This is a genomic window from Bacillus sp. FSL K6-0042 (genome assembly GCF_038006685.1).
Taxonomy (GTDB): domain Bacteria; phylum Bacillota; class Bacilli; order Bacillales; family Bacillaceae_G; genus Bacillus_A; species Bacillus_A pseudomycoides.
The window spans coordinates 835099-854718 of the sequence record NZ_JBBOVS010000001.1; the positions used below are offsets into that span (position 1 = coordinate 835099).

A 19620-nucleotide genomic window follows, 5' to 3' on the forward strand; every position below is an offset into this window, starting at 1 on the left:
TTTAGATTCCTAAAGTAGCGCCGCCATCAATGCACAGATTATGCATCGTAATATGGCTTGCTTTATCTGACGCTAAAAATAGAACTGCTTCAGCAATCTCTGAAGGCGTTGCTATTTTTTTTAATGGAATTCCTAATCTATATGTATCTTGTGAGCCTGCAATAATTTTTTCAGCCCCATTTTCATCTATCCAAAGTAATCGCTGCATCTCTGTCTCAGTTGAACCAGGAGAAACTAAATTACAGCGAATATTATATTCCGCAAGCTCAAGACCAAGACATTTTGTAAACATCGTTGCAGCAGCTTTCGATGCTACATACGCAGCCATTTCCATTCTAGGTACACTGGCAGCATTTGACCCTACAGTTACAATCGCACCAGATTTACGTGATCTCATACGTTTACTTACTGATCTAGATACATAAAACACCCCTGTAGCATTTACAGAAAAAGTCTTGTCCCAATCTTCATCACTTAAAGAGTGAATTGCATTCATCTTCAAAACACCAGCAACATTAACTAAAATATCAATTTGCCCCATTGTATCCTCAATCTGATTTACTGTATTTTCCACTGCGGAACTATCACTCACATCTAAAGCGAATACTTTCAAAGAGCTGCCTCTTGTTGCATGATAATCTGAAAGCTTATTGAGTTCTAAAATATTCTTATCAACCGCTGCAACTTTTGCCCCTCTTTCCGCAAGCATGTTCGCTACAGTCTCTCCAATTCCTTGTGCTGCACCAGTAACTAATGCAATCTTCCCATCAAATTCCCCGAAATCCATATTCTCAATTCCTTTCCTTACAACGAATCGATCTAGTTTATCTTGTATATTCTCAATTGCAGATTAATAAAGTTAACCTAATTAATCTGTGCAAAGAAAATATTTAAACAAACATCACCAACTAATAACGATATTGATAATCATTATCATTATATTTACGAAAATCATACACATATTAAACTTATCAGTCAAGTGCAATTTAATCTTAATTTCAGTCACAATAAACTAGGTAATACTCACTTAGTATTAATTGATAATGATTTTCATTTTCTTTTGTACACCGAAATGATAATGTTTCTCAACAGTCTTGTCAATCTTTTTTTATTTTTCAGATAAAATATTTTATTATGTCCCCATACTTATCTGCATAAAAATCTCTGCTTTTATTGTAAATATAGACTTTTTTCATCCTATTTTCTGTGAAAATAATAGATTTAAAAAATTAAATTGAAACTTTCAAATTTCCTAATTAATAATCATTAATTACATAAAAATTTTTATTTTATAATAAAAACCATCATATTGAACATTTAATTTCTCAATAAATTTCTGAAAAAATTTTATTAAGAAATTTATTTAAAAATAACTATTTACATCTTTTTCTCTAAACAACGCTTCCTTCAAACATAAATCATACCGATATAACTATATGAAAAAAGGACATATGCCCACTATTAAGCATACGTCCTCTCATAATTAAAATTTACTATTAACCTTTTTATTAGTTTTATTATTTCACCACAAACCGAGTCTCACTACAACCATTCTTCTGCTTCGTTACCTCTAAAACTGCTGGCATTGCGTTTTTCAACTCTTGAACGTGTGAAATAACGCCAATAAATCGTCCTGATTTTTGTAAATCAATCAATGCATCGATCGCTTTTGTTAATGACTCTTCATCTAGCGAGCCAAATCCTTCATCGATAAACATGGTTTCGATAGAAATACCGCCTTCATATGCCTGGATCACATCTGCCATACCAAGTGCTAGACAAAGCGATGCATTAAATTTTTCCCCGCCAGACAATGTTTTTACGTCACGTGTTTGACCTGTATATGCGTCATATACATCTAATCCTAGTCCACTTTGACGATTTCGTTTTTCAACTCTTTCACTTCGTTTTAAATAGAACTGGCCGTTTGATAGTTTACGAAGTCTTTCGTTAGCAATTTGAACAATTTGTTCTAAATACTCAATTAAAATGTAACGTTCAAACGAAATACGACTTTCGTTATCCCCTTTCATGACTTCATATAAATCAACAAGTTCTTGGAAAGCTTTTTCTTCTTCATGAATTTGTTCATCAATTCGTCTAATGTTTTCATGCAAATCGGTAATGTATGCAACTGCACTTTGGGCACGCTGGCGCTTTTCTTTTGTAATATCAAGCTGAATTCCTAACTCTTTCATTTGTTCTTCTAGAGCTGTAATGTCCGTCCATTCTTTCCCGCTTAATTCATTTACTAGTTCCTCAATTTGTTTAGCCAATACTTCTAAGGATGAATAGTACTCTTGAATTTGCTCATGCAAATGCTTCATTTCTACATCTGTTAATTTTGCTTCTTTATAAGCTTGTTGGTCGATAAATCCACCTTGTTCAAGCTCTGTCGTAAAGCGAAGTAAAGTCTCTTCTTGCTTTTCTTTTGCATGACTTACTTGCTTTAGAGCACCATCATACTCAGCTTGTATGCGTATATTTTCATTTTGCCAATGTTGATAAGCTTCTTGTACTTTCTTCCACTCCTCTTCCATAAAGCGAAGTGTGCTAACAGCTTGATCAAATTGTTTTTTCCAAGCTTCTAACGTTTGTAAGTCCTCATGGGTTTTTTGCTGATCATGTTCATAGGACGTACGAAGTTGCATGCACTCCATTTCAGTACGGTGCTGCATCACCTCAGCTTCGCGTTTTTGCTTCTGTAATTCTTCTACTTTTTCTTCTAATCCTTTTACACTTAACGCTAGCTGTTTACGTTTTTCTTCACTTTCCTTTAATGTGTTTACCTCAGCTGCTAGTTGTTTTCCGTTTTGCACTAGCGTACGGTATGTTTCAACTAACTCTTCTGAACGGTATCCTCGTTTTACGACTTCATCTATTACTTGCTCATATTGTAATCTGTAGAAATTCCATTTCTCTTCTACTTGAACATGTAATTTTTCAGCAACTGTTTTCTTTTCGCGCAGTTCATTTAGCTGTTTTTCATCAATGGAATCTCCACGTTCTGTAGCTTTCTTTGGATGATCTATGCTACCACATACAGGACAAGATTCACCTTCATGAAGATGAAGAGCTAACATTCCTGCTTGTTCATTTAACCAACGATGCTCCATCTCTTCATATGCTTTAACTGCAACTTCCATCTTTTGATTTGCAACTTCTTTTTCTTGTTCATATTTTTGCTTTTCTTGCCAAACGTCATATGCTTGCTTTAGTACTTTTGCATCTTCCCGCATATTTGTTAGCTCTTCTACTTTTGCTACATATTGCTCAAGTGCAACCTCTAGCTGTTGTAATTCTCCGGCAATTTGTTGTTTTTGAGAAATCTGTCCTTCTAGCTGTTTCTCAAACTTCTGAATACCTTCCTTCAATTTCCCACTTTGAAGTTCTGCCTGTTGCAATTTTGATTTTTTCTCTGCTAATGAAGCAATAATTGGCTGTAACTCTTCTAATCTTTGTACAGTTTTCTTACCTTCTTCACGAACAGACTCTTTACCCTTTAATTCTTCATATTTCTCATAAGCAAGTTCAAACGCCTTAACCGTCTTTTCTTTTTTTACAGATATTTGTTTCAATAATTGTTCAGCATTTTGTTCACTCTGTACCGCTTCTTCATACCATTGTTCAAATGGTAATAATCGTTTCGCTTGTTCAGCAAGTTTAAAACGTTGTTCTTCTGTTTCTATTTGTTCTCGATTTGCTTGTAAAACTGCTTGTTTCTCTTGTTTTTGCTGTAAATCTTTGAACTTTTCATTAATAGACTTAGCTGTATGAAAACGATCTTCGGTTTTTTTTAATTGCTGCGTTTGCAATGTTTGCTGCGCTTGTAATTGTTCAACTTCCGCCTCATAGCAATTTTTTTCTTGTTCAAGCGCTTCGACTACTTGGTGCGTATTTACATGTTCCTGTTGAACTAATGTCTCTAATAATGAATCATCTCGAACCGGTAATTTAAAAACATTACGGAAGTACAGTTCTCTTTCTTTTTGCTTTTCTTGTAAGACGTCTTTCCACTGTTTACGTTTTTGATCTAACAATTCACGCATTAATTTATAACGATCTGTTTTAAAAATACGACGTAAAATTTCTTCTTTATTTTCTGTTTCAGACGTTAATAGTTTTCGGAATTCTCCTTGCGGAAGCATAACAATTTGACTAAATTGATGTTTGCTAAGTCCGATTAAATCTTCAACCTTTTTGTTCACATCTGTCACATGAAAACGATCCACACATGGAACCTTCTCATCACCTATTACTTCATATAGCTCAACAGCATACCCTGTAACTGTTTTATTCCCTTGTTTTTTATGACCGAGCTGTCTTTTTATTTCGTATTGCTTTCCTTTCAACTGGAAGGTTAATTCTACACTTGTGTATATATTATCATCAGCAAATTGGCTACGTAGCATACTCGTATCACTACGTTCTTCTCCGCTCGCTTCCCCATATAATACATAACAAATCGCATCAAATATCGTTGTTTTCCCAGCTCCCGTATTTCCTGAAATAGCAAAAATACGGTGATCGCCAAGATCGCTGAAATCGATAACTTCTCGCTGTTTATACGGACCAAATGCGGTCATAATAAGCTGAAGTGGTCTCATCCTCGTTCACCTTCCCGTTCCTGCACTGTTTGTAATACGTCTAAGAAAAGACGTTCTTTCTCTTCTGATAAATCTGAGCCCTTCATTTCTCTATAAAAAGCTTTCAAAAGGGATAGATCATCTGTTTTATGTCTAGAAACAGTAACTTCATTGGTTTCTGTAAATTCTCGTCTTTGCATAGAACGTTCAACATGCATAGCATTTGGATATACAGAACGAATTTTTTCCATTGGCTGCAGTACAGGATTTTCATCTAATAACTTTACGAAGACATAATCTTCACTTGTTGGATACTTTAATAAATCATCTATTTTCGCTTCTACTGTTCGCATTTGGCGACGAGGTGTAAATAAACGCTTTTCTATTTCCACTTGACCTGTTTCGTCTAATTCCACAATATAATACCCTTTTTTATGCCGCTCTTCAGAAATAGAATACGCAAGTGGTGAACCAGAATAACGAATCGTTTCATTACGTACAAAGTGCGCTTGGTGCAAATGCCCAAGTGCTGTGTAATGAAACTTATCAAAATAATGACTATTTACGTATTCAGCACCGCCGATGGAAAGCGGACGCTCTGCATCACTCGTATTTTCTTCTGCTTCACCTGAAGAAGTGACAAATGCATGGCCTACAAATACGTGTCTTGCTTCTTGATTCATCGTTTCTGAAAGTTCATTCATGAAAATGCGCATCGCATCATCATGCGACCGAATATCTTCATTTTTCATCACATGTCTTACAATACTTGGATCCGCATATGGGATTAAATGAAAATGCACTTCCCCATACTTATCATGTAAAACAACTGGTTCATACGGAAATTGAAATTGGCCAACAATATGTAACCCTTGTTTTTTCATTAAACTGCTGCCAAAATGAATACGGTCTGGACTATCATGATTCCCTGCTACTGCAATTACTGGCGTTTGTAAATCAATCACTATCTTTTTTAATACATCATTTAGTAAATCTACTGCTTCTGTTGGAGGAATCGCTCGGTCATACAAATCACCTGCAATAATTACGGCATCTGGTTTTTCTTCTTCCACAGCTTGAACGAACTGATCTAATACAATTCGTTGATCTTCGGTCATATACACACCGTGAACAAGTTTTCCTAAATGCCAATCCGCTGTATGAAAAAACTTCATCTTTTCCTTCCTTTCTCTCTTTTAATTTACTGATTGTAATGAAACCAGTTGGTAGTTAAGTGTTGTCTTCCCATCTTCCCACTCTAACTTTTGAACGATTGCACTACCGATTCTTTCTTGATCAGATTTATATAAAGGTAACATTTCATCCACAGCAAATAAATGATAACCGTCTAATATTAATTGAAATATATTTTCTTCTATATGTAATCTCATTTCTTTTTCATTTGAAATAATCTTTGTATGCATCTCAAATTTCATATAAATACAACCCCTTTTCCAGTTCTCTATACTTTAATAGTATAGCGGCTATTCACGATTGACAAGTGAATACATGATGAAGAATTCACTTTCACACTCATTTTATTTTTTTATGTTATATGTATTTTTTAAATTATAATGCGGTATGTGAAATTAATAATGTTTCATGTGGATTTGAAATTAAGTCACGATGTTTAAAATAGAATCGCTGATGTCGCGTGACCGTTTGGAAAAGAAGAATGAGCTGAATGTTCTACAAGTTGAATGATTTTATATGATACAAAAAACAGTCCCAATAAAAATATGATTCAATAAGTTTATTAATATCCTAAAGTCAAAGCAATAATAGCTTAAAAAACAAGTATACAGAAAGCAATTTTAGAAAAGCAGGTAAACAGTAATATGAATTCACATCTTCAAATTCCGGTATAAATTGTTTAATTTCATAAAAATAAAAATGCCCTTTCAGGCATCTTTATTTTTGCAAATACTCTTTCATTATATAGTACAATACAGTTATTAAAACAATTGCTATAAAAAATGAGAATGATGCCACGATATACCCATCTTTATTTAACACATAACACAGTGAGATAGATAATATAAAAACCGGAAATACGAGACGTACTTTATCTTTAATTTCTTCTGTCGTATCTGTACGATGAAAATACTGTGTAATTCCTACCATGAGAGAAGACAAAATAATAACCGATAATAGCAAAGGCCCTGGCATTCCGATCTCCCCTTTCTCTACTCCTATTATATACAAACTCTCACTTCGTTAAAAGCAAGACAATTCAGTAAATACAACAAAGTGAAGTTGCTATCCATATTGAATTCATTCCAATTACTCATTTTCTTTCAAATTAAATATGGTATATAGTATTCCCTTCATTTTCAAGTTACAAACAATACCCCTACATTTTAAATGACTGATGTTGTAATATTCATTTTCATATGTTGAAATCCTGCAAATATAACTCGTCAAAATATGCACCATTCTAAAAAGTATCTAGTCCGACGTCTAAATGTCCATTTGTTTAGACAGTTAGACACTTTATTACTGGCATTTCTTCTTAATTAAGGACATTAAAACTGGCACGCTACTTGCAATATCAAATAAATTATAAAGGACATTTTAGCTTTTATCGAGAAATAAGAATGAGAAGATATATAAGAGGAGGATTCAAAATGACTGAAAATGTTTTATTTTCCATTCACAAAAATGGCGTCGCGTCAATCACTTTAAATCGCCCAAAAGCACTTAACTCTTTATCTTATGATATGTTACATCCGATTGGTCAAAAACTAAAAGAATGGGAAAAAGATGATCGTATTGCCGTAGTAATCTTGAAAGGTGCTGGCACGAAAGGATTTTGCGCTGGTGGTGATATAAAAACATTATACGAAGCACGTTCAAATGAAGTTGCGTTACAGCATGCTGAACATTTTTTTGAAGAAGAATACGAAATAGATACTTATATATATCATTATCCAAAACCAATTATTGCTTGTTTAGATGGAATTGTAATGGGTGGTGGCGTCGGTCTTACGAATGGGGCAAAATATAGAATTGTAACAGATCGTACAAAATGGGCCATGCCTGAGATGAACATTGGTTTTTTCCCAGACGTTGGAGCTGCTTATTTCTTAAACAAGGCTCCTGGGCAGACTGGTCGGTATGTTGCGTTAACAGCATCTGTTTTAAAAGCTGCTGATGTATTATATATAAATGCTGCTGATCATTATATGCCATCGGAAACTTTACCTACTTTCCTAGATGCAATCGAAAAGGTAAATTGGCATGATCAAAATGTACATATCACTTTAAAAGAACTCATTAATAAATATGAAACAGCTCCTAGTGTAGAAAGTGAACTTGTTTCCTTATTAGAAGAAATTGATCAACATTTTTCATTCCATACAGTTGAAGATATCATCCATTCATTAGATAATGCTGACGGATCCTTCGCTTCAAAAACGAAAGAAACATTACTATCAAAATCTCCGTTCTCATTAAAAATAACATTAAAACAACTTATTGACGGAAAGGAAAAATCGATAGAAGAATGCTTTGCAACAGATCTCGTGCTCGCTAAAAATTTCATGAGGCACGAAGATTTCTTTGAAGGAGTACGTTCAGTCGTTGTCGACAAAGATCAAAATCCAAAGTATAAATATAAACAATTAAGTGATGTTTCAGATGAAGATGTCAATCGCTTCTTCAATCTGCTTAATGCCTAATCAAAAAGCTAGATGAAAGCAACCTATTTGCTGCTTCATCTAGCTTTTTTCTTTCTAGACATATGTATTATGTATCTTCATTATCAGAACGATGGAGGCGTTACAGCGAATAAAATAACGGCATCTTGATCAAATAGATTCTCCCATTTATGTTTCATATAAGAAGGGATTTTCACACTATCCCCGGGGTATAAAGTGTATATATCTTGCTGTAAATACAAGATAATCTGTCCTTCTAAAACATGGGCAATTTCCTCTCCTTTATGCTCTAAAAGTTTTTCGGAGGAAACAGAATTAGGTGGCAAAGTCATTAAAGATACTGCCAAAGCACCCGTTAAATCTGGTGATAATAATTCATAGGATAAATTTCCTACGATCATTTTTTTACGTGCATTCGCTCTTATAACTAGATCATCCGTGTTCGTATCTTCAATGAGAAAACTAAAAGTTGGAACTTCTAAAGCCTTGGCTAGCAATTTCAATGTTTGAATCGAAGGATTAGCTAATCCTCGTTCAATTTGACTTAACATAGAAGGTGTTATTTCTGCCATTTTAGCTAACTCTCGCATACTCAGCTCCTTATATTCCCGAAGCTCTTTCACCTTTTTTCCGATATTTATATTTTCCATACCTCATGCTCCTTCAAACAATATGATAGATATATTTTAACATACTTAAATTTTATTTATCATATCACTTAAATTGTGTTAAACTATTTTTAATTAAATTTTCTGAAAGATAAACACAGAAAGGTGGAGTGATTGTGGAGAACTATCTTCTTTTTATTATCATGTCTATTTGTCTTATTATTTTACCCGGGCCCGATACTGCAATGGCTACAAAAAACACTCTTACTTCAGGAAAAATAGGAGGTGTAAAAACGGTTTTCGGCACATGTATCGCCCTTTTAATTCATACTTTAGCTGCTGTAATTGGGCTTTCCGCTATTATTGTTAAATCTGCTTTCTTATTTTCTATTTTTAAATATGTTGGTGCCATTTATCTAGTCTATTTAGGAATAAAAGCACTTCTATCTTTAAAAAGCAAAAACAGCATAGATACAAATGAGTTACCTATGAAACATGCAGATGAAAACAGCTCTTGTTTTCGCCAAGGGTTTCTTACTAATCTTTTAAATCCTAAAGTCGCTGTATTCTTTTTGACCTTTTTACCACAATTTTTAAATCCTAACCATAATACATTCATTCAATTTCTAACCATGGGTCTTACCTATCTCGTTTTAACCGCGATATGGTTTGCCTTTTATATCTTCTTAATTGATAAAATCAGTGTTTTCATGAAAAAACCAGCTACCCAAAGATACATCCAAGGACTTACTGGTATTGTATTAATTGGATTTGGTATCAAATTAGCTTTTGAAAAGAATAGTTAACGATGAAAAGTACACCCCTCTCTAATGAGAGGGGTGTACTTTTTGTACATGTAACAAGTTACATGCATATGCTATTCATCTATTAAAACCAGCGCTCTGTCACAACTTTTTTACGTGTATAGAATTGAACACCGTCTGTTCCATTTGTTCCAAGATCACCATAGAAGGATGCTTTATTTCCAGCAAATGCGAAGAATGCCATCGGTGCTGGAACGTTAACGTTTACGCCAATCATTCCTGCATCGATATTATCACGGAATGTTTGCGCATGTTTACCGCTTGATGTATAAATAACTGCACCATTTGCAAATTTGGATTGATTTGTAAGTTTAATGCCTTCTTCTAAATCTTTTACTCTCACAATACTTAAAACTGGAGCAAAAATTTCATCTTGCCAAATTTTCATATCTTGATTCACACCATCAAAGATTGTTGCTCCAACAAAATATCCTTCACGGGCTTCTTCATTAATTTTACGACCATCTACTAATAAAGCAGCCCCATCTGCTACACCACTATTAATATAGCCTAGTACACGCTCTTTATGAGATTCACGAATTAATGGACCTACATAATTATCTTCATGGAAACCATCGCCAACTTTTAATTTACGTGTTTCCGCTACTAGTACATCAATAAACTCATCAGCAATTTCATCCACAACAGCTACAACAGAACATGCCATGCAGCGCTCTCCACTGCTCGCAAATGCAGAACCAATAACACCTTGTACTGTTTTTTCAAGATTGCAATCTGGCATAACAATCGCATGATTCTTCGCTCCTGCGAGCGCTTGTACTCGTTTTCCATATTTTGTTCCTGTTTCGTATACATAGCGTGCAACTGGCTCAGATCCAACAAATGAAACCGCTTGAATGTCCTTATTTTCTAGAATGCTATTTACAACGTCTTTTCCGCCTTGCACTAAATTTAAAACTCCTTTTGGGAAACCTGCTTCATAGAATAACTCTACCAGTCTCTCAGCTAAAAGCGGTGTTCTTTCAGACGTTTTTAATACGAATGTGTTACCGCAAGCAATTGCTAATGGGAACATCCATAATGGAATCATCATCGGGAAGTTAAACGGTGTAATACCAGCAACAACTCCAATTGGGTAACGCCAAATCGAACCATCAATTCCACCTGCAATGTTCGGGAGTGCTTGCCCCATCATTAAATTTGGTGTTGATGTTGCCAATTCTACAGCCTCAATACCACGCTGTACTTCACCACTCGCATCCTTTAATGTTTTTCCATTTTCTAATGTGATAATTTTCGCAAGCTCATCTTTATTTTCTTGTAAAAGTTGTAAATATTTGTATAGCTGTCTTGAACGATTTGGAACCGGCACTTTAGACCATGTTTCATAAGCTGCTTTTGCAGCTTCAACAGCACGCTCCACATCTTCTTTTGGAGAAAGCGGAACATAAGCGATTATTTTCCCAGTTGCAGGATTTGGAACAGCTTCAACTTCCGTACCAGTAGATTCTACCCATTCACCATTAATATGATTTTTCACTCGTTTAATTTCTGTTGTAATCATTGTATTCGCTCCTTTTTTATTGTTATAAGTTCGAATTGTTTCTCACAATTTATAATTCGACGCTATAACCATTCATTATTCATGACTAGAGATTACTTGTTCACTTATCTTCTTATATAAAGCAGCCATGTCTTTTTCACCATACCCCGCTTTACCCGCTTCATCATACAAGTTCAACAGCATTTCACTTACTGGTAAGTGAAGTTCACTTTCTTTTGCTAAATCAACCGCAAATCCTAAATCTTTCTTTAATAGATTTACAGTAAAACCTGGCTCATAGTTTTCTGGTGCAATAAAGCTTTTATAGTTGCGCTCATAAATTCTACTTTGTCCGTAACTCACATTTAAAATATCAAACATTTTCTCTAAATCCATATTGTTTTTCTTCGCTAAAGTCAAAGCTTCACTTACACCCGCTGTGTAGAAACCTATCAATAAGTTATTAATAAGCTTTACAGTCGTGCCACTATCAATTTGTTCACTTACATGAAACACATTTGCCCCTAATACTTCCATCACTGGTAAACCTTTTTCATATACTTCTTTTGATCCACCGACCATAAAAGTTAATGTGCGATTTTCTGCTCCAATCACCCCACCACTAACCGGTGCTGCTAAGAAATCTACTTTTTTATCATTAGCAGCTTCTGCTAATCTTTTATTCAATTGCGGTGCTACTGTACTGGTATCAATTAGAACAACATTCGGATGACTATTCTCAATTAAACCCTCTTCTCCAAAATAAACCGCTTCCACAGCTCGCGGAGATGGTAAACTTGTAAAAATCAAATCACATGTTTCTGCCAAGTTTGCAATTGATAAGCCGATGATTCCTCCATCTTTCTCAAAAGAAGCCTCAGCATCTTTATTTAAATCGACGCCATATACAGTGTAATTTGATTTAACTAAATTTTTAGACATTGGAAGGCCCATATTACCTAAACCAATAAAACCAATCTTTTTCATATTGTTCTCCTCCTATTTAAACAATATATTTTCCGCGATTTATAATGGCTTTTGCAATTTCTCTCTTTTTCATAAATATGTTCGTATATAGAGGTATTGACAGTTGACGAATTTCATCTAGAATAGCGTTTCTATTTTGCTCTTCTTGTACTGCTGCAGAAAGAAGAACCATTGCCGCTGATTCTACTTTACGATACCCTTCCTCACAAAGAACATCTGTTACGAACTGTTTTGTACGTTCTTTTTCTTCACCATTTTTACTCACTGCTTTCTTCGTACGTAAAAATGCTGATTCCATTACATACACATCTTTCAACATGTCTGCTAATACGCGTGAATATTCTTGTTCTTGCTCGATTTTCAATTTAGGAGTTTGAGATAGCGTTTTCAAAGATTGCTTCAATAACTGTTTCGATAATAAAATATAACGATGGTTTCGTTCTATATTTTCAAATGTGCCTTCGTCTACTTGATCTCCTATTTGCTTCGTTTGTTTCATTAACATTTTCGCAACTGTTAAGCGGTTAATTTCATTCGTTCCTTCAAATATACGGCTAATTCTAGCATCACGATATAATCGTTCTACTTCATATTCTTGCATATAACCGTAGCCACCATGAATTTGTACAGCTTCATCCACAATATTTCCTAGTGTTTCCGAAGCATTCACTTTATTAATGGCACACTCCATTGCAAATTGAGACATTTTCTGCATGATGCTGCCATCCCCATTTGTCTCATGAATTGCCTCGTCAATTACGCCTGCTGTTCGATAAGCTGCACTCTCTGCACCGTATGTAGCGATAATCATATTTGCAATTTTCTCTTGAATCATCGTGAAATCAACTAATTCTGTTTGAAACTGTTTTCGTTCTTTTCCGTATTGAACAGATAAACCAATTGCTTGTTTTGCTGTTCCAATATTTCCAAAAGCGAGTTTCAATCTAGCGAAATTGAGGATATTAAGGGCTACGTGATGACCCTTTCCAACTTCCCCTAATACATTTTCAACTGGAATTACAACATCCTCTAAAATGAGTGTCGCAGTCGAAGATCCTTTAATGCCCATTTTCTTTTCTTCTAAGCCAATTGAAACACCTTCACATGTTCTTTCGACAATAAATGCTGTCATTCCTTTATTTGTCTTTGCAAAAACAACATATACATCAGCCATATGAGCATTTGTAATCCACTGCTTTTCCCCATTTAATTTCCAAGTTGTTCCTTCTTCATTTAATACAGCGCTTGTTTTTGCACTTAATGCATCTGATCCAGCATTAGGTTCTGTTAATGCATACGCTCCAATCCATTCGCCTGATGCAATTTTAGGTAAGTATTTTTCCTTCTGCTCGTTTGTGCCATAGTATATATATGGCAATGTTCCTACACCAGCATGAATATTAAAGGAAACACTAAATGCTCCTGCATATCCCATCTTTTCTGCTACAAGGCCAGAAACTGCCTTTCCTAATTCGAACCCACCATATTCTTCTGGTACCTCTATACTTAACAACCCAAGTTCTCCGGCCTTTTCAAACAACCCGCGAGAAACTTGATAATTGTGCTGCTCGATATTTTCAATTTGAGGAACAATTTCCTGTTTAACAAACTGTTCTGTTGTTTTTGCGATTAAATCTTCATCACCTGATAAATCTTCCGGTGTAAAAAAAGTTGTATTAAGATTCTTATTCAGCGAAAAAAATTCGTCCCATTGCAACTTTGTTTTCTCCATCTGTATCCCCCTATCATTTCGGTCTTCATTTTCTTTATATGCAAAATCTATGCCAAACTAAAAACTTGATAGAACCTGGGCTAAATAAATAGAAAACGTAAAACTGTTTAGACAGTTTTACACTGTTTATAACAATTTGTCTAGATTTTGAATCGTGATAATTTGTTATAAAGAGTCGCCCTAGAAATCCCTAACAATGCTGCTGCCTTTGACTTATTCCCTTTTGCTTCTTTTAAAACGCGTTCAATTAATCCTCGCTCTTCCTCTTCACGTACCACTTTCATCGCTTCTTGCTTTGCTGGTAAAGACTGAATCATAGGTACTAATTTCTTCTGTTCCATATCCCGATAATAGAATTCTTCTGGTAAATCCTTAGCTCGTATATGTACATCATCCGATAGTGCAAATAGTCTTTCCAACACATTGATTAATTCCCGAACATTTCCTGGCCAATTGTAATGGAACATAAGGCGTAATACTTCTTTATCAAGTGTCTTTTCTTTAGCACCATACATTTGACATAACTTTTGTAAATGTTCTTCGACAATGAGTGGGATGTCTTGCTTTCGAAAACGAAGTGGTGGAATATGAATCGGAATAACATGAAGACGATGATATAAATCTTCTCTAAATGTACCTTCTCTAACCATTTGTTTTAAATCTTTATTTGTCGCTGCAATTAGCCTAAAATCAACTGGAATTGGATGCGTACCACCAATTCTTTCTATCTCCCTTTCTTGTAAAACACGTAAAATTTTCACCTGTGTTAATAGAGACATATCACCGATTTCGTCTAAAAATAACGTGCCATGATTCGCAAGTTCAAACTTCCCTGCTTTCCCGTTCTTTTTCGCACCTGTAAAAGCACCTTCTGCATAACCAAACAGTTCGGATTCTAGTAAATTATCAGGAATAGCAGCACAGTTCACACTGATAAATGGACCGTTTTTTGTTATACCTGTATCATGTATAGCTCTTGCAAATTGCTCTTTACCAACACCACTTTCTCCAGTAATTAACACAGACGCTTTCGACCCAGCTGCTTTTCGAGCCATTTTTTTCGTTTTAGAAATCGTCTGACTTTCTCCAAGAATATCTTCGAATCGAATTTGCTTCTTCTTCGGTTTAGAAAATAACGGTTTGACAGCACTATCTTTTTGATCAAACCTCTCTAGTATTTTATAAATATCTGAAATCCCTTCATGAATAAGCATGCCTACAGCACCTATCACTCTTCCTTGCTTCCAAATCGGCATCCGATGCACAACTAAATTTTGTCCTTGCAAACGATGCACTTGATTTCTTTCTGGTACCCCTGTTTTTAATACAACTGGAAGCCTCGTATTCTCAATTACATTTTCGGCCAGTTGTCCAATTGCTTCTTCTTTTGATACTCCAACAAAGCGGCTATACGTATCATTAAACATTTGAATGACGCCGTTTTCATCCACAATCGCAATGCCTTCATACGCAGTGTCGAAAGACAAACGAAACCATTCAATTAATTGTTGTGATTCTTTTAATTGCTGTTTTAGAAACTTTTGAAAAGCGAAAAGTTCAGGCTTGTCTATGATTCCTACAAGTACTCCATCTTGTTCAGTTGTCACATAAAATGGTGTATCCTGTAATTCGTTCATAGTTGTTTTCATACTACCCTTATTAATAGAATTAGTGACAATCATATGAACTAACATACTTTTATCACTTTTTTGTTGTATCCACTGAATACAATCTGTCAGTTTTACAATGCCAATCATTTGCTTTCCATCTAGCACAGGAAGTTCATCCTTTGATATTTTAATAAGAAGTTTAACTGTTTCAGTAATCGTATCGTTACTTCTCACAAACTGGAAATCTTGCTGCATCCATTTTTCTACAGAGAAATCTTTTGTAGAACTCATATCTTCTCACCTCTTGTATACAACAATTCAAATCATATAAAAAGGCGATGAATTCTCACATCAAGCAGTTGTTCTTGCCCAAGATGTCCCATCATCGCCTTTCTTCTCTGTTCTATTGATCTTCAGATAAAACTGTTTTTGCAATTCCGTTATCTAATTCCTCAAAATCATGATACGAAATTGTTTCATACAATTCACTTCTCGTTTGCATGTTAGATAGCCCTTCTTTTTGTGAGCCTGTTTCTTTAATTAGCATAAACACACGCTCATATGCTTTTGCTGCAACGCGAAGTGATGTAACCGGATAAATCACCATTTGGAAGCCCATATTTGCAAATTCTTCTGCACTATAATATGGAGTTTTCCCAAATTCAGTCATGTTCGCAAGCAACGGAACATTTACTTTACTGTTGAACAAACGGAATTCTTCTTCGGATTGAAGTGCTTCCGGGAAAACAGCATCTGCACCTGCTTTTACATAAGCAATCGCTCTTTCAATTGCTGCATCTAATCCTTCTACACCGCGAGCATCTGTACGTGCTACAACAACAAGTGTTGGTGCTACTTCTTTAATCGCTTTAATCTTCTGTACTAATTCCTCAGTGGAAACAAGTTTTTTTCCATTTAAGTGTCCACATTTTTTCGGTAATTGTTGATCTTCAATTTGGACAGCGGCTACATTTGCTTCCACCATCTCTACAGCCGTTCTTGCTACATTTAACACTCCACCAAATCCTGTATCAATATCGACAAGAAGAGGTAAGTCCGTTGCTCTAACAAGATCTCTTGCTCTGTCAGCTACTTCAGTAGACGTTACAATACCTAAATCTGGCAAACCCTTACTTGCTGTATAAGCAGCTCCCGATAAATAAAGAGCTGAAAATCCAGTGTTTTTTGCAACAAGAGCAGCCATTGCATCATGAGCACCAGGGATTTGTAAAATTTCAGGTGCCTCTACTAAAGCTCGGAATCGATTAGCAAGCTCTTCTTGTGTTGACGGTTTATTCACAACCCAAGCCATTCTTATTCCCCCTATACTTAAATTAAGAAAAGATCTACAAATTCATTTACATTCATATTTTCTAACTTTTCTTCATTCAAACAAGCTTCATGAATTTTTTCTTGTTGTTTATTAGAATAATGAACAGCCATATTTGCAGAAAACTTTTGAACAACCTTTGGAATCGCTTCGTCTCTACGGAAACGGTGACCTAATGGGTATTCACACTCTACGTTTTCTGTTACTGTTCCATCTTTAAAATGAACTTGAACAGCGTTGGCGATTGAGCGCTTGTTCGGATCAAGGTAATCCAAACTATACTGTTTATTTTCTACAACAACCATCTTATTTCGTAATTCATCTACACGAGGGTCAAATGCAACTTCATCCTCATAGTCATCTGCAACGATATCGCCTTTTAATAGACCAATTGCAGTAATGTATTGTAAGCAATGATCGCGGTCAGCTGGGTTATTTAATGGACCTTCTTTATCAATAATACGAACCGCCGATTCATGTGTTGTAATTGTAATACGGTCAATTTCCTCTAATCGCTCTTTCACTTCTGGATGTAATTTCACTGCGCATTCTGCAGCTGTTTGAGCATGGAATTCTGCTGGATATGATACTTTAAACAATACATTTTCCATTACATAAGAATCTAAAGGTCTTGCTAATTTTAGTTCCTGCTTATTAAATAATACATCTTGGAATCCCCATCCTGGTGCAGATAATGCCGTTGGATAACCCATTTCACCTTTTAATGCAGTAAGTGCAAGGTAAACACCACGGCTTGTTGCATCCCCAGCTGCCCATGACTTACGTGAACCTGTATTTGGGGCATGACGATATGTACGAAGACTAGAGTTATCAATCCATGCATGAGACAATGCGTTAAAGATTTCTTCACGCGTGCCACCAAGCATTTTTGTAACAACTGCTGTTGTCGCTACTTTTACATATAATACATGGTCAAGACCAACGCGGTTTAAACTATTTTCTAATGCAAGTACACCTTGGATTTCATGGGCTTTAATCATCATTTCAAGTACATCGCGTACTTTTAATGGTTCTTTTCCTTCTGAAATACGAACGCGGCTCACATAATCCGCAACAGCTAAAATTCCACCTAAATTATCAGACGGGTGTCCCCATTCTGCAGCAAGCCATGTATCGTTATAATCCAGCCAACGAATCATACATCCAATATTAAAAGCACCGCGTACTGGATCAAGTACAAATGATGTTCCTGGTACACGTGTACCATTTGGCACAACTGTTCCTGGTACAACTGGTCCAAGGAGTTTCGTACATTCAGGATATTGCAGCGCTAAAATTCCGCATCCAAGCGTATCAAGTAACACATAGCGTGCTGTGCTAAATGCTTCTGAGCTCGTCACCTCTTTATTTAATACATAATCCGTAATCTCTTCTAAAATTGCATCTTTTTGTTTAATTTCATTTGTTTTAATCATGCTATCCTTCCCTTTCTGTCGAAAATTCGTTATTATTGAGGATGGGTGTCAGTCAAACACCCACCTGGCGGGCGGCCTTAACAACTCCCCAGTTGTTTTTATTTGCTAAGCACATGTCGCTCGCCGATATAATTTACACGTGGGCGGAACAAGCGATTGTTTGTATGCTGTTCAATAACATGCGCACATAAGCCTACTGTTCTAGAACTGAAAAAGATTGGCGTGTACAGTTGAATTGGAATACCTAACATCCAATATACTGGAGCTGCATAATAATCTAGATTCGGATAGATTCCTTTTTCCTTCTCCATAATTTTCTCTCCAGCTTCACACATTTCATATAATGTATAATCACCTTTTACATCACATAACTGTTTTAAAGCTTCTTTCATCATGAGTGCTCTTGGATCCATCTTCTTCATGTAGACGCGATGTCCAAATCCCATGATTTTTTCTTTGTTATATAATTTCTTTTGCAGTAACTCTTCAAATTTCTCAACATTTCCAGCTTCTAACAGCATGTACATAACTGCTTCATTTGCACCGCCATGTAGGCTTCCTTTTAAGGATGCGACTGCTCCTGTTAAAGCACCATATAAGTCTGATTGCGTAGATGCGATAACGCGAGCTGTGAATGTAGAGTTTGGCATTTCATGTTCACTATATAAAACTAAAGAGCGGTCGAAGATTTTCTCTTCAAGCTCAGTCGGTTTTTTACCAGTTAACATATAGAAGAAATTCGCACTATACGATAACTCCTGAAGCGGCCCGATCGGCTCTTCATTGTTTAAAATATGATAACTGTTCGCAACAATATTTGGCACTTTGCTTAACAATTTATAACCACGACTTTTGTTTACTTCTAGCGAACGGTTTTCAATATCGTTATCATAACCAGCTAATGCTGATACACCTGTACGTAACCCATCCATCGGGTGCGTTTCTTTTGGCAATGCTTTTAAAACATTGAATACACCTTCTGGTACTTCATATTCTTCCTTCAATTTCTTTTCAAGTTTTTCCTTTTCATCCTCATTTGGTAGATGTTCTTCTAATAAAAGGTGCACAATGTCTAAATAACCTTTTGTCTTTGATAGTTCAATTAAGTCATATCCTTGAATAACAATTTCACCTTTTACCGTATCGAGAAACGAAATTTTCGTCTCCGCTGCGACTACACCATCTAATCCCGGGGAAAATTTTTCTTCAGCTTTCATTATCATTTCCTCCAATCCTAATAGATCTTCGTGCACATAACTGTAAGCCTTTACAACATTGTGAACTACATTTCTATTTCAATGTATCAGAGTTTTTAGAAGATTTCAATTTATTTTACAATGATAA

General features: G+C 35.5%; 15 protein-coding genes. 2 read left to right on the forward strand and 13 right to left on the reverse strand.

Annotated elements, in window-relative coordinates; genetic code table 11:
* Position 1 precedes the first annotated feature (1 nt).
* The 5 genes from MHH45_RS04480 to MHH45_RS04500 form a co-directional block, all read right to left on the reverse strand.
* On the reverse strand, positions 2–787 hold the full coding sequence (locus tag MHH45_RS04480) for a 2,3-dihydro-2,3-dihydroxybenzoate dehydrogenase (protein WP_003197614.1): 786 nt from the start codon (positions 785–787) through the stop codon (positions 2–4).
* Between the two features lie 730 nt (positions 788–1517).
* Complete coding sequence (locus MHH45_RS04485) at positions 1518–4607, reverse strand: AAA family ATPase (protein ID WP_088094519.1); 3090 nt, start codon at positions 4605–4607, stop codon at positions 1518–1520.
* A complete protein-coding gene (locus MHH45_RS04490; protein WP_003197609.1) occupies positions 4604–5761 on the reverse strand; it encodes an exonuclease SbcCD subunit D in 1158 nt (385 codons plus the stop codon). The genes MHH45_RS04485 and MHH45_RS04490 overlap by 4 nt, the downstream gene beginning before the upstream one ends.
* Before the next feature lie 21 nt (positions 5762–5782).
* Positions 5783–6022: a DUF2584 family protein gene (locus tag MHH45_RS04495; RefSeq protein WP_016114814.1), complete on the reverse strand. Its 240-nt coding sequence runs from the start codon at positions 6020–6022 to the stop codon at positions 5783–5785.
* A 475-nt stretch (positions 6023–6497) separates the two neighbouring features.
* The gene (locus MHH45_RS04500; protein ID WP_003197605.1) at positions 6498–6755 is read right to left on the reverse strand and encodes a hypothetical protein; all 258 of its coding nucleotides are present in this window, start codon (positions 6753–6755) and stop codon (positions 6498–6500) included.
* 458 nt (positions 6756–7213) lie between these two features.
* Between MHH45_RS04500 and MHH45_RS04505 the strand changes: the two genes are divergently transcribed.
* The gene (locus tag MHH45_RS04505) at positions 7214–8266 is read left to right on the forward strand and encodes an enoyl-CoA hydratase/isomerase family protein (RefSeq protein WP_088094518.1); all 1053 of its coding nucleotides are present in this window, start codon (positions 7214–7216) and stop codon (positions 8264–8266) included.
* Between the two features lie 83 nt (positions 8267–8349).
* Here the strand turns inward: MHH45_RS04505 and MHH45_RS04510 are convergent, their stop codons facing one another.
* The gene (locus MHH45_RS04510; protein WP_003197601.1) at positions 8350–8895 is read right to left on the reverse strand and encodes a helix-turn-helix domain-containing protein; all 546 of its coding nucleotides are present in this window, start codon (positions 8893–8895) and stop codon (positions 8350–8352) included.
* Between the two features lie 131 nt (positions 8896–9026).
* Here MHH45_RS04510 and MHH45_RS04515 point away from each other — a divergent pair, with 131 nt between their 5' ends.
* The gene (locus MHH45_RS04515; RefSeq protein ID WP_033671189.1) at positions 9027–9659 is read left to right on the forward strand and encodes a LysE family translocator; all 633 of its coding nucleotides are present in this window, start codon (positions 9027–9029) and stop codon (positions 9657–9659) included.
* An 82-nt stretch (positions 9660–9741) separates the two neighbouring features.
* Here MHH45_RS04515 and MHH45_RS04520 read toward each other — a convergent pair whose 3' ends face one another.
* The 7 genes from MHH45_RS04520 to mmgD all read right to left on the reverse strand — a co-directional run bounded on the left by MHH45_RS04520 (position 9742) and on the right by mmgD (position 19493).
* Positions 9742–11202 (reverse strand): CoA-acylating methylmalonate-semialdehyde dehydrogenase, encoded by a 1461-nt coding sequence (locus MHH45_RS04520; protein ID WP_016114811.1) that lies wholly within the window; start codon positions 11200–11202, stop codon positions 9742–9744.
* Positions 11203–11277: 75 nt separating this feature from the next.
* A complete protein-coding gene (locus tag MHH45_RS04525) occupies positions 11278–12168 on the reverse strand; it encodes an NAD(P)-dependent oxidoreductase (RefSeq protein ID WP_003207149.1) in 891 nt (296 codons plus the stop codon).
* Between the two features lie 16 nt (positions 12169–12184).
* Complete coding sequence (locus tag MHH45_RS04530) at positions 12185–13900, reverse strand: acyl-CoA dehydrogenase family protein (RefSeq protein WP_088094517.1); 1716 nt, start codon at positions 13898–13900, stop codon at positions 12185–12187.
* A gap of 140 nt (positions 13901–14040) precedes the next feature.
* Positions 14041–15801: a sigma 54-interacting transcriptional regulator gene (locus tag MHH45_RS04535; protein ID WP_088094516.1), complete on the reverse strand. Its 1761-nt coding sequence runs from the start codon at positions 15799–15801 to the stop codon at positions 14041–14043.
* Between the two features lie 112 nt (positions 15802–15913).
* Positions 15914–16822 (reverse strand): methylisocitrate lyase, encoded by a 909-nt coding sequence (prpB, locus tag MHH45_RS04540; RefSeq protein ID WP_006094816.1) that lies wholly within the window; start codon positions 16820–16822, stop codon positions 15914–15916.
* 17 nt (positions 16823–16839) lie between these two features.
* Entirely contained in the window at positions 16840–18276 is a 1437-nt protein-coding gene (prpD, locus tag MHH45_RS04545) for a 2-methylcitrate dehydratase (protein ID WP_016114807.1), read from the reverse strand.
* A 98-nt stretch (positions 18277–18374) separates the two neighbouring features.
* Entirely contained in the window at positions 18375–19493 is a 1119-nt protein-coding gene (mmgD, locus tag MHH45_RS04550) for a citrate synthase (protein WP_016114806.1), read from the reverse strand.
* Between the last annotated feature and the right edge of the window lie 127 nt (positions 19494–19620).

Coding starts and splice junctions, on each gene's coding strand:
- MHH45_RS04480 (WP_003197614.1), bottom strand. CDS start 787: ATGGATTTCGGGGAATTTGATGGGAAGATTGCATTAGTTACTGGTGCA.
- MHH45_RS04485 (WP_088094519.1), bottom strand. CDS start 4,607: ATGAGACCACTTCAGCTTATTATGACCGCATTTGGTCCGTATAAACAG.
- MHH45_RS04490 (WP_003197609.1), bottom strand. CDS start 5,761: ATGAAGTTTTTTCATACAGCGGATTGGCATTTAGGAAAACTTGTTCAC.
- MHH45_RS04495 (WP_016114814.1), bottom strand. CDS start 6,022: ATGAAATTTGAGATGCATACAAAGATTATTTCAAATGAAAAAGAAATG.
- MHH45_RS04500 (WP_003197605.1), bottom strand. CDS start 6,755: ATGCCAGGGCCTTTGCTATTATCGGTTATTATTTTGTCTTCTCTCATG.
- MHH45_RS04505 (WP_088094518.1), top strand. CDS start 7,214: ATGACTGAAAATGTTTTATTTTCCATTCACAAAAATGGCGTCGCGTCA.
- MHH45_RS04510 (WP_003197601.1), bottom strand. CDS start 8,895: ATGGAAAATATAAATATCGGAAAAAAGGTGAAAGAGCTTCGGGAATAT.
- MHH45_RS04520 (WP_016114811.1), bottom strand. CDS start 11,202: ATGATTACAACAGAAATTAAACGAGTGAAAAATCATATTAATGGTGAA.
- MHH45_RS04525 (WP_003207149.1), bottom strand. CDS start 12,168: ATGAAAAAGATTGGTTTTATTGGTTTAGGTAATATGGGCCTTCCAATG.
- MHH45_RS04530 (WP_088094517.1), bottom strand. CDS start 13,900: ATGGAGAAAACAAAGTTGCAATGGGACGAATTTTTTTCGCTGAATAAG.
- MHH45_RS04535 (WP_088094516.1), bottom strand. CDS start 15,801: ATGAGTTCTACAAAAGATTTCTCTGTAGAAAAATGGATGCAGCAAGAT.
- prpB (WP_006094816.1), bottom strand. CDS start 16,822: ATGGCTTGGGTTGTGAATAAACCGTCAACACAAGAAGAGCTTGCTAAT.
- prpD (WP_016114807.1), bottom strand. CDS start 18,276: ATGATTAAAACAAATGAAATTAAACAAAAAGATGCAATTTTAGAAGAG.
- mmgD (WP_016114806.1), bottom strand. CDS start 19,493: ATGAAAGCTGAAGAAAAATTTTCCCCGGGATTAGATGGTGTAGTCGCA.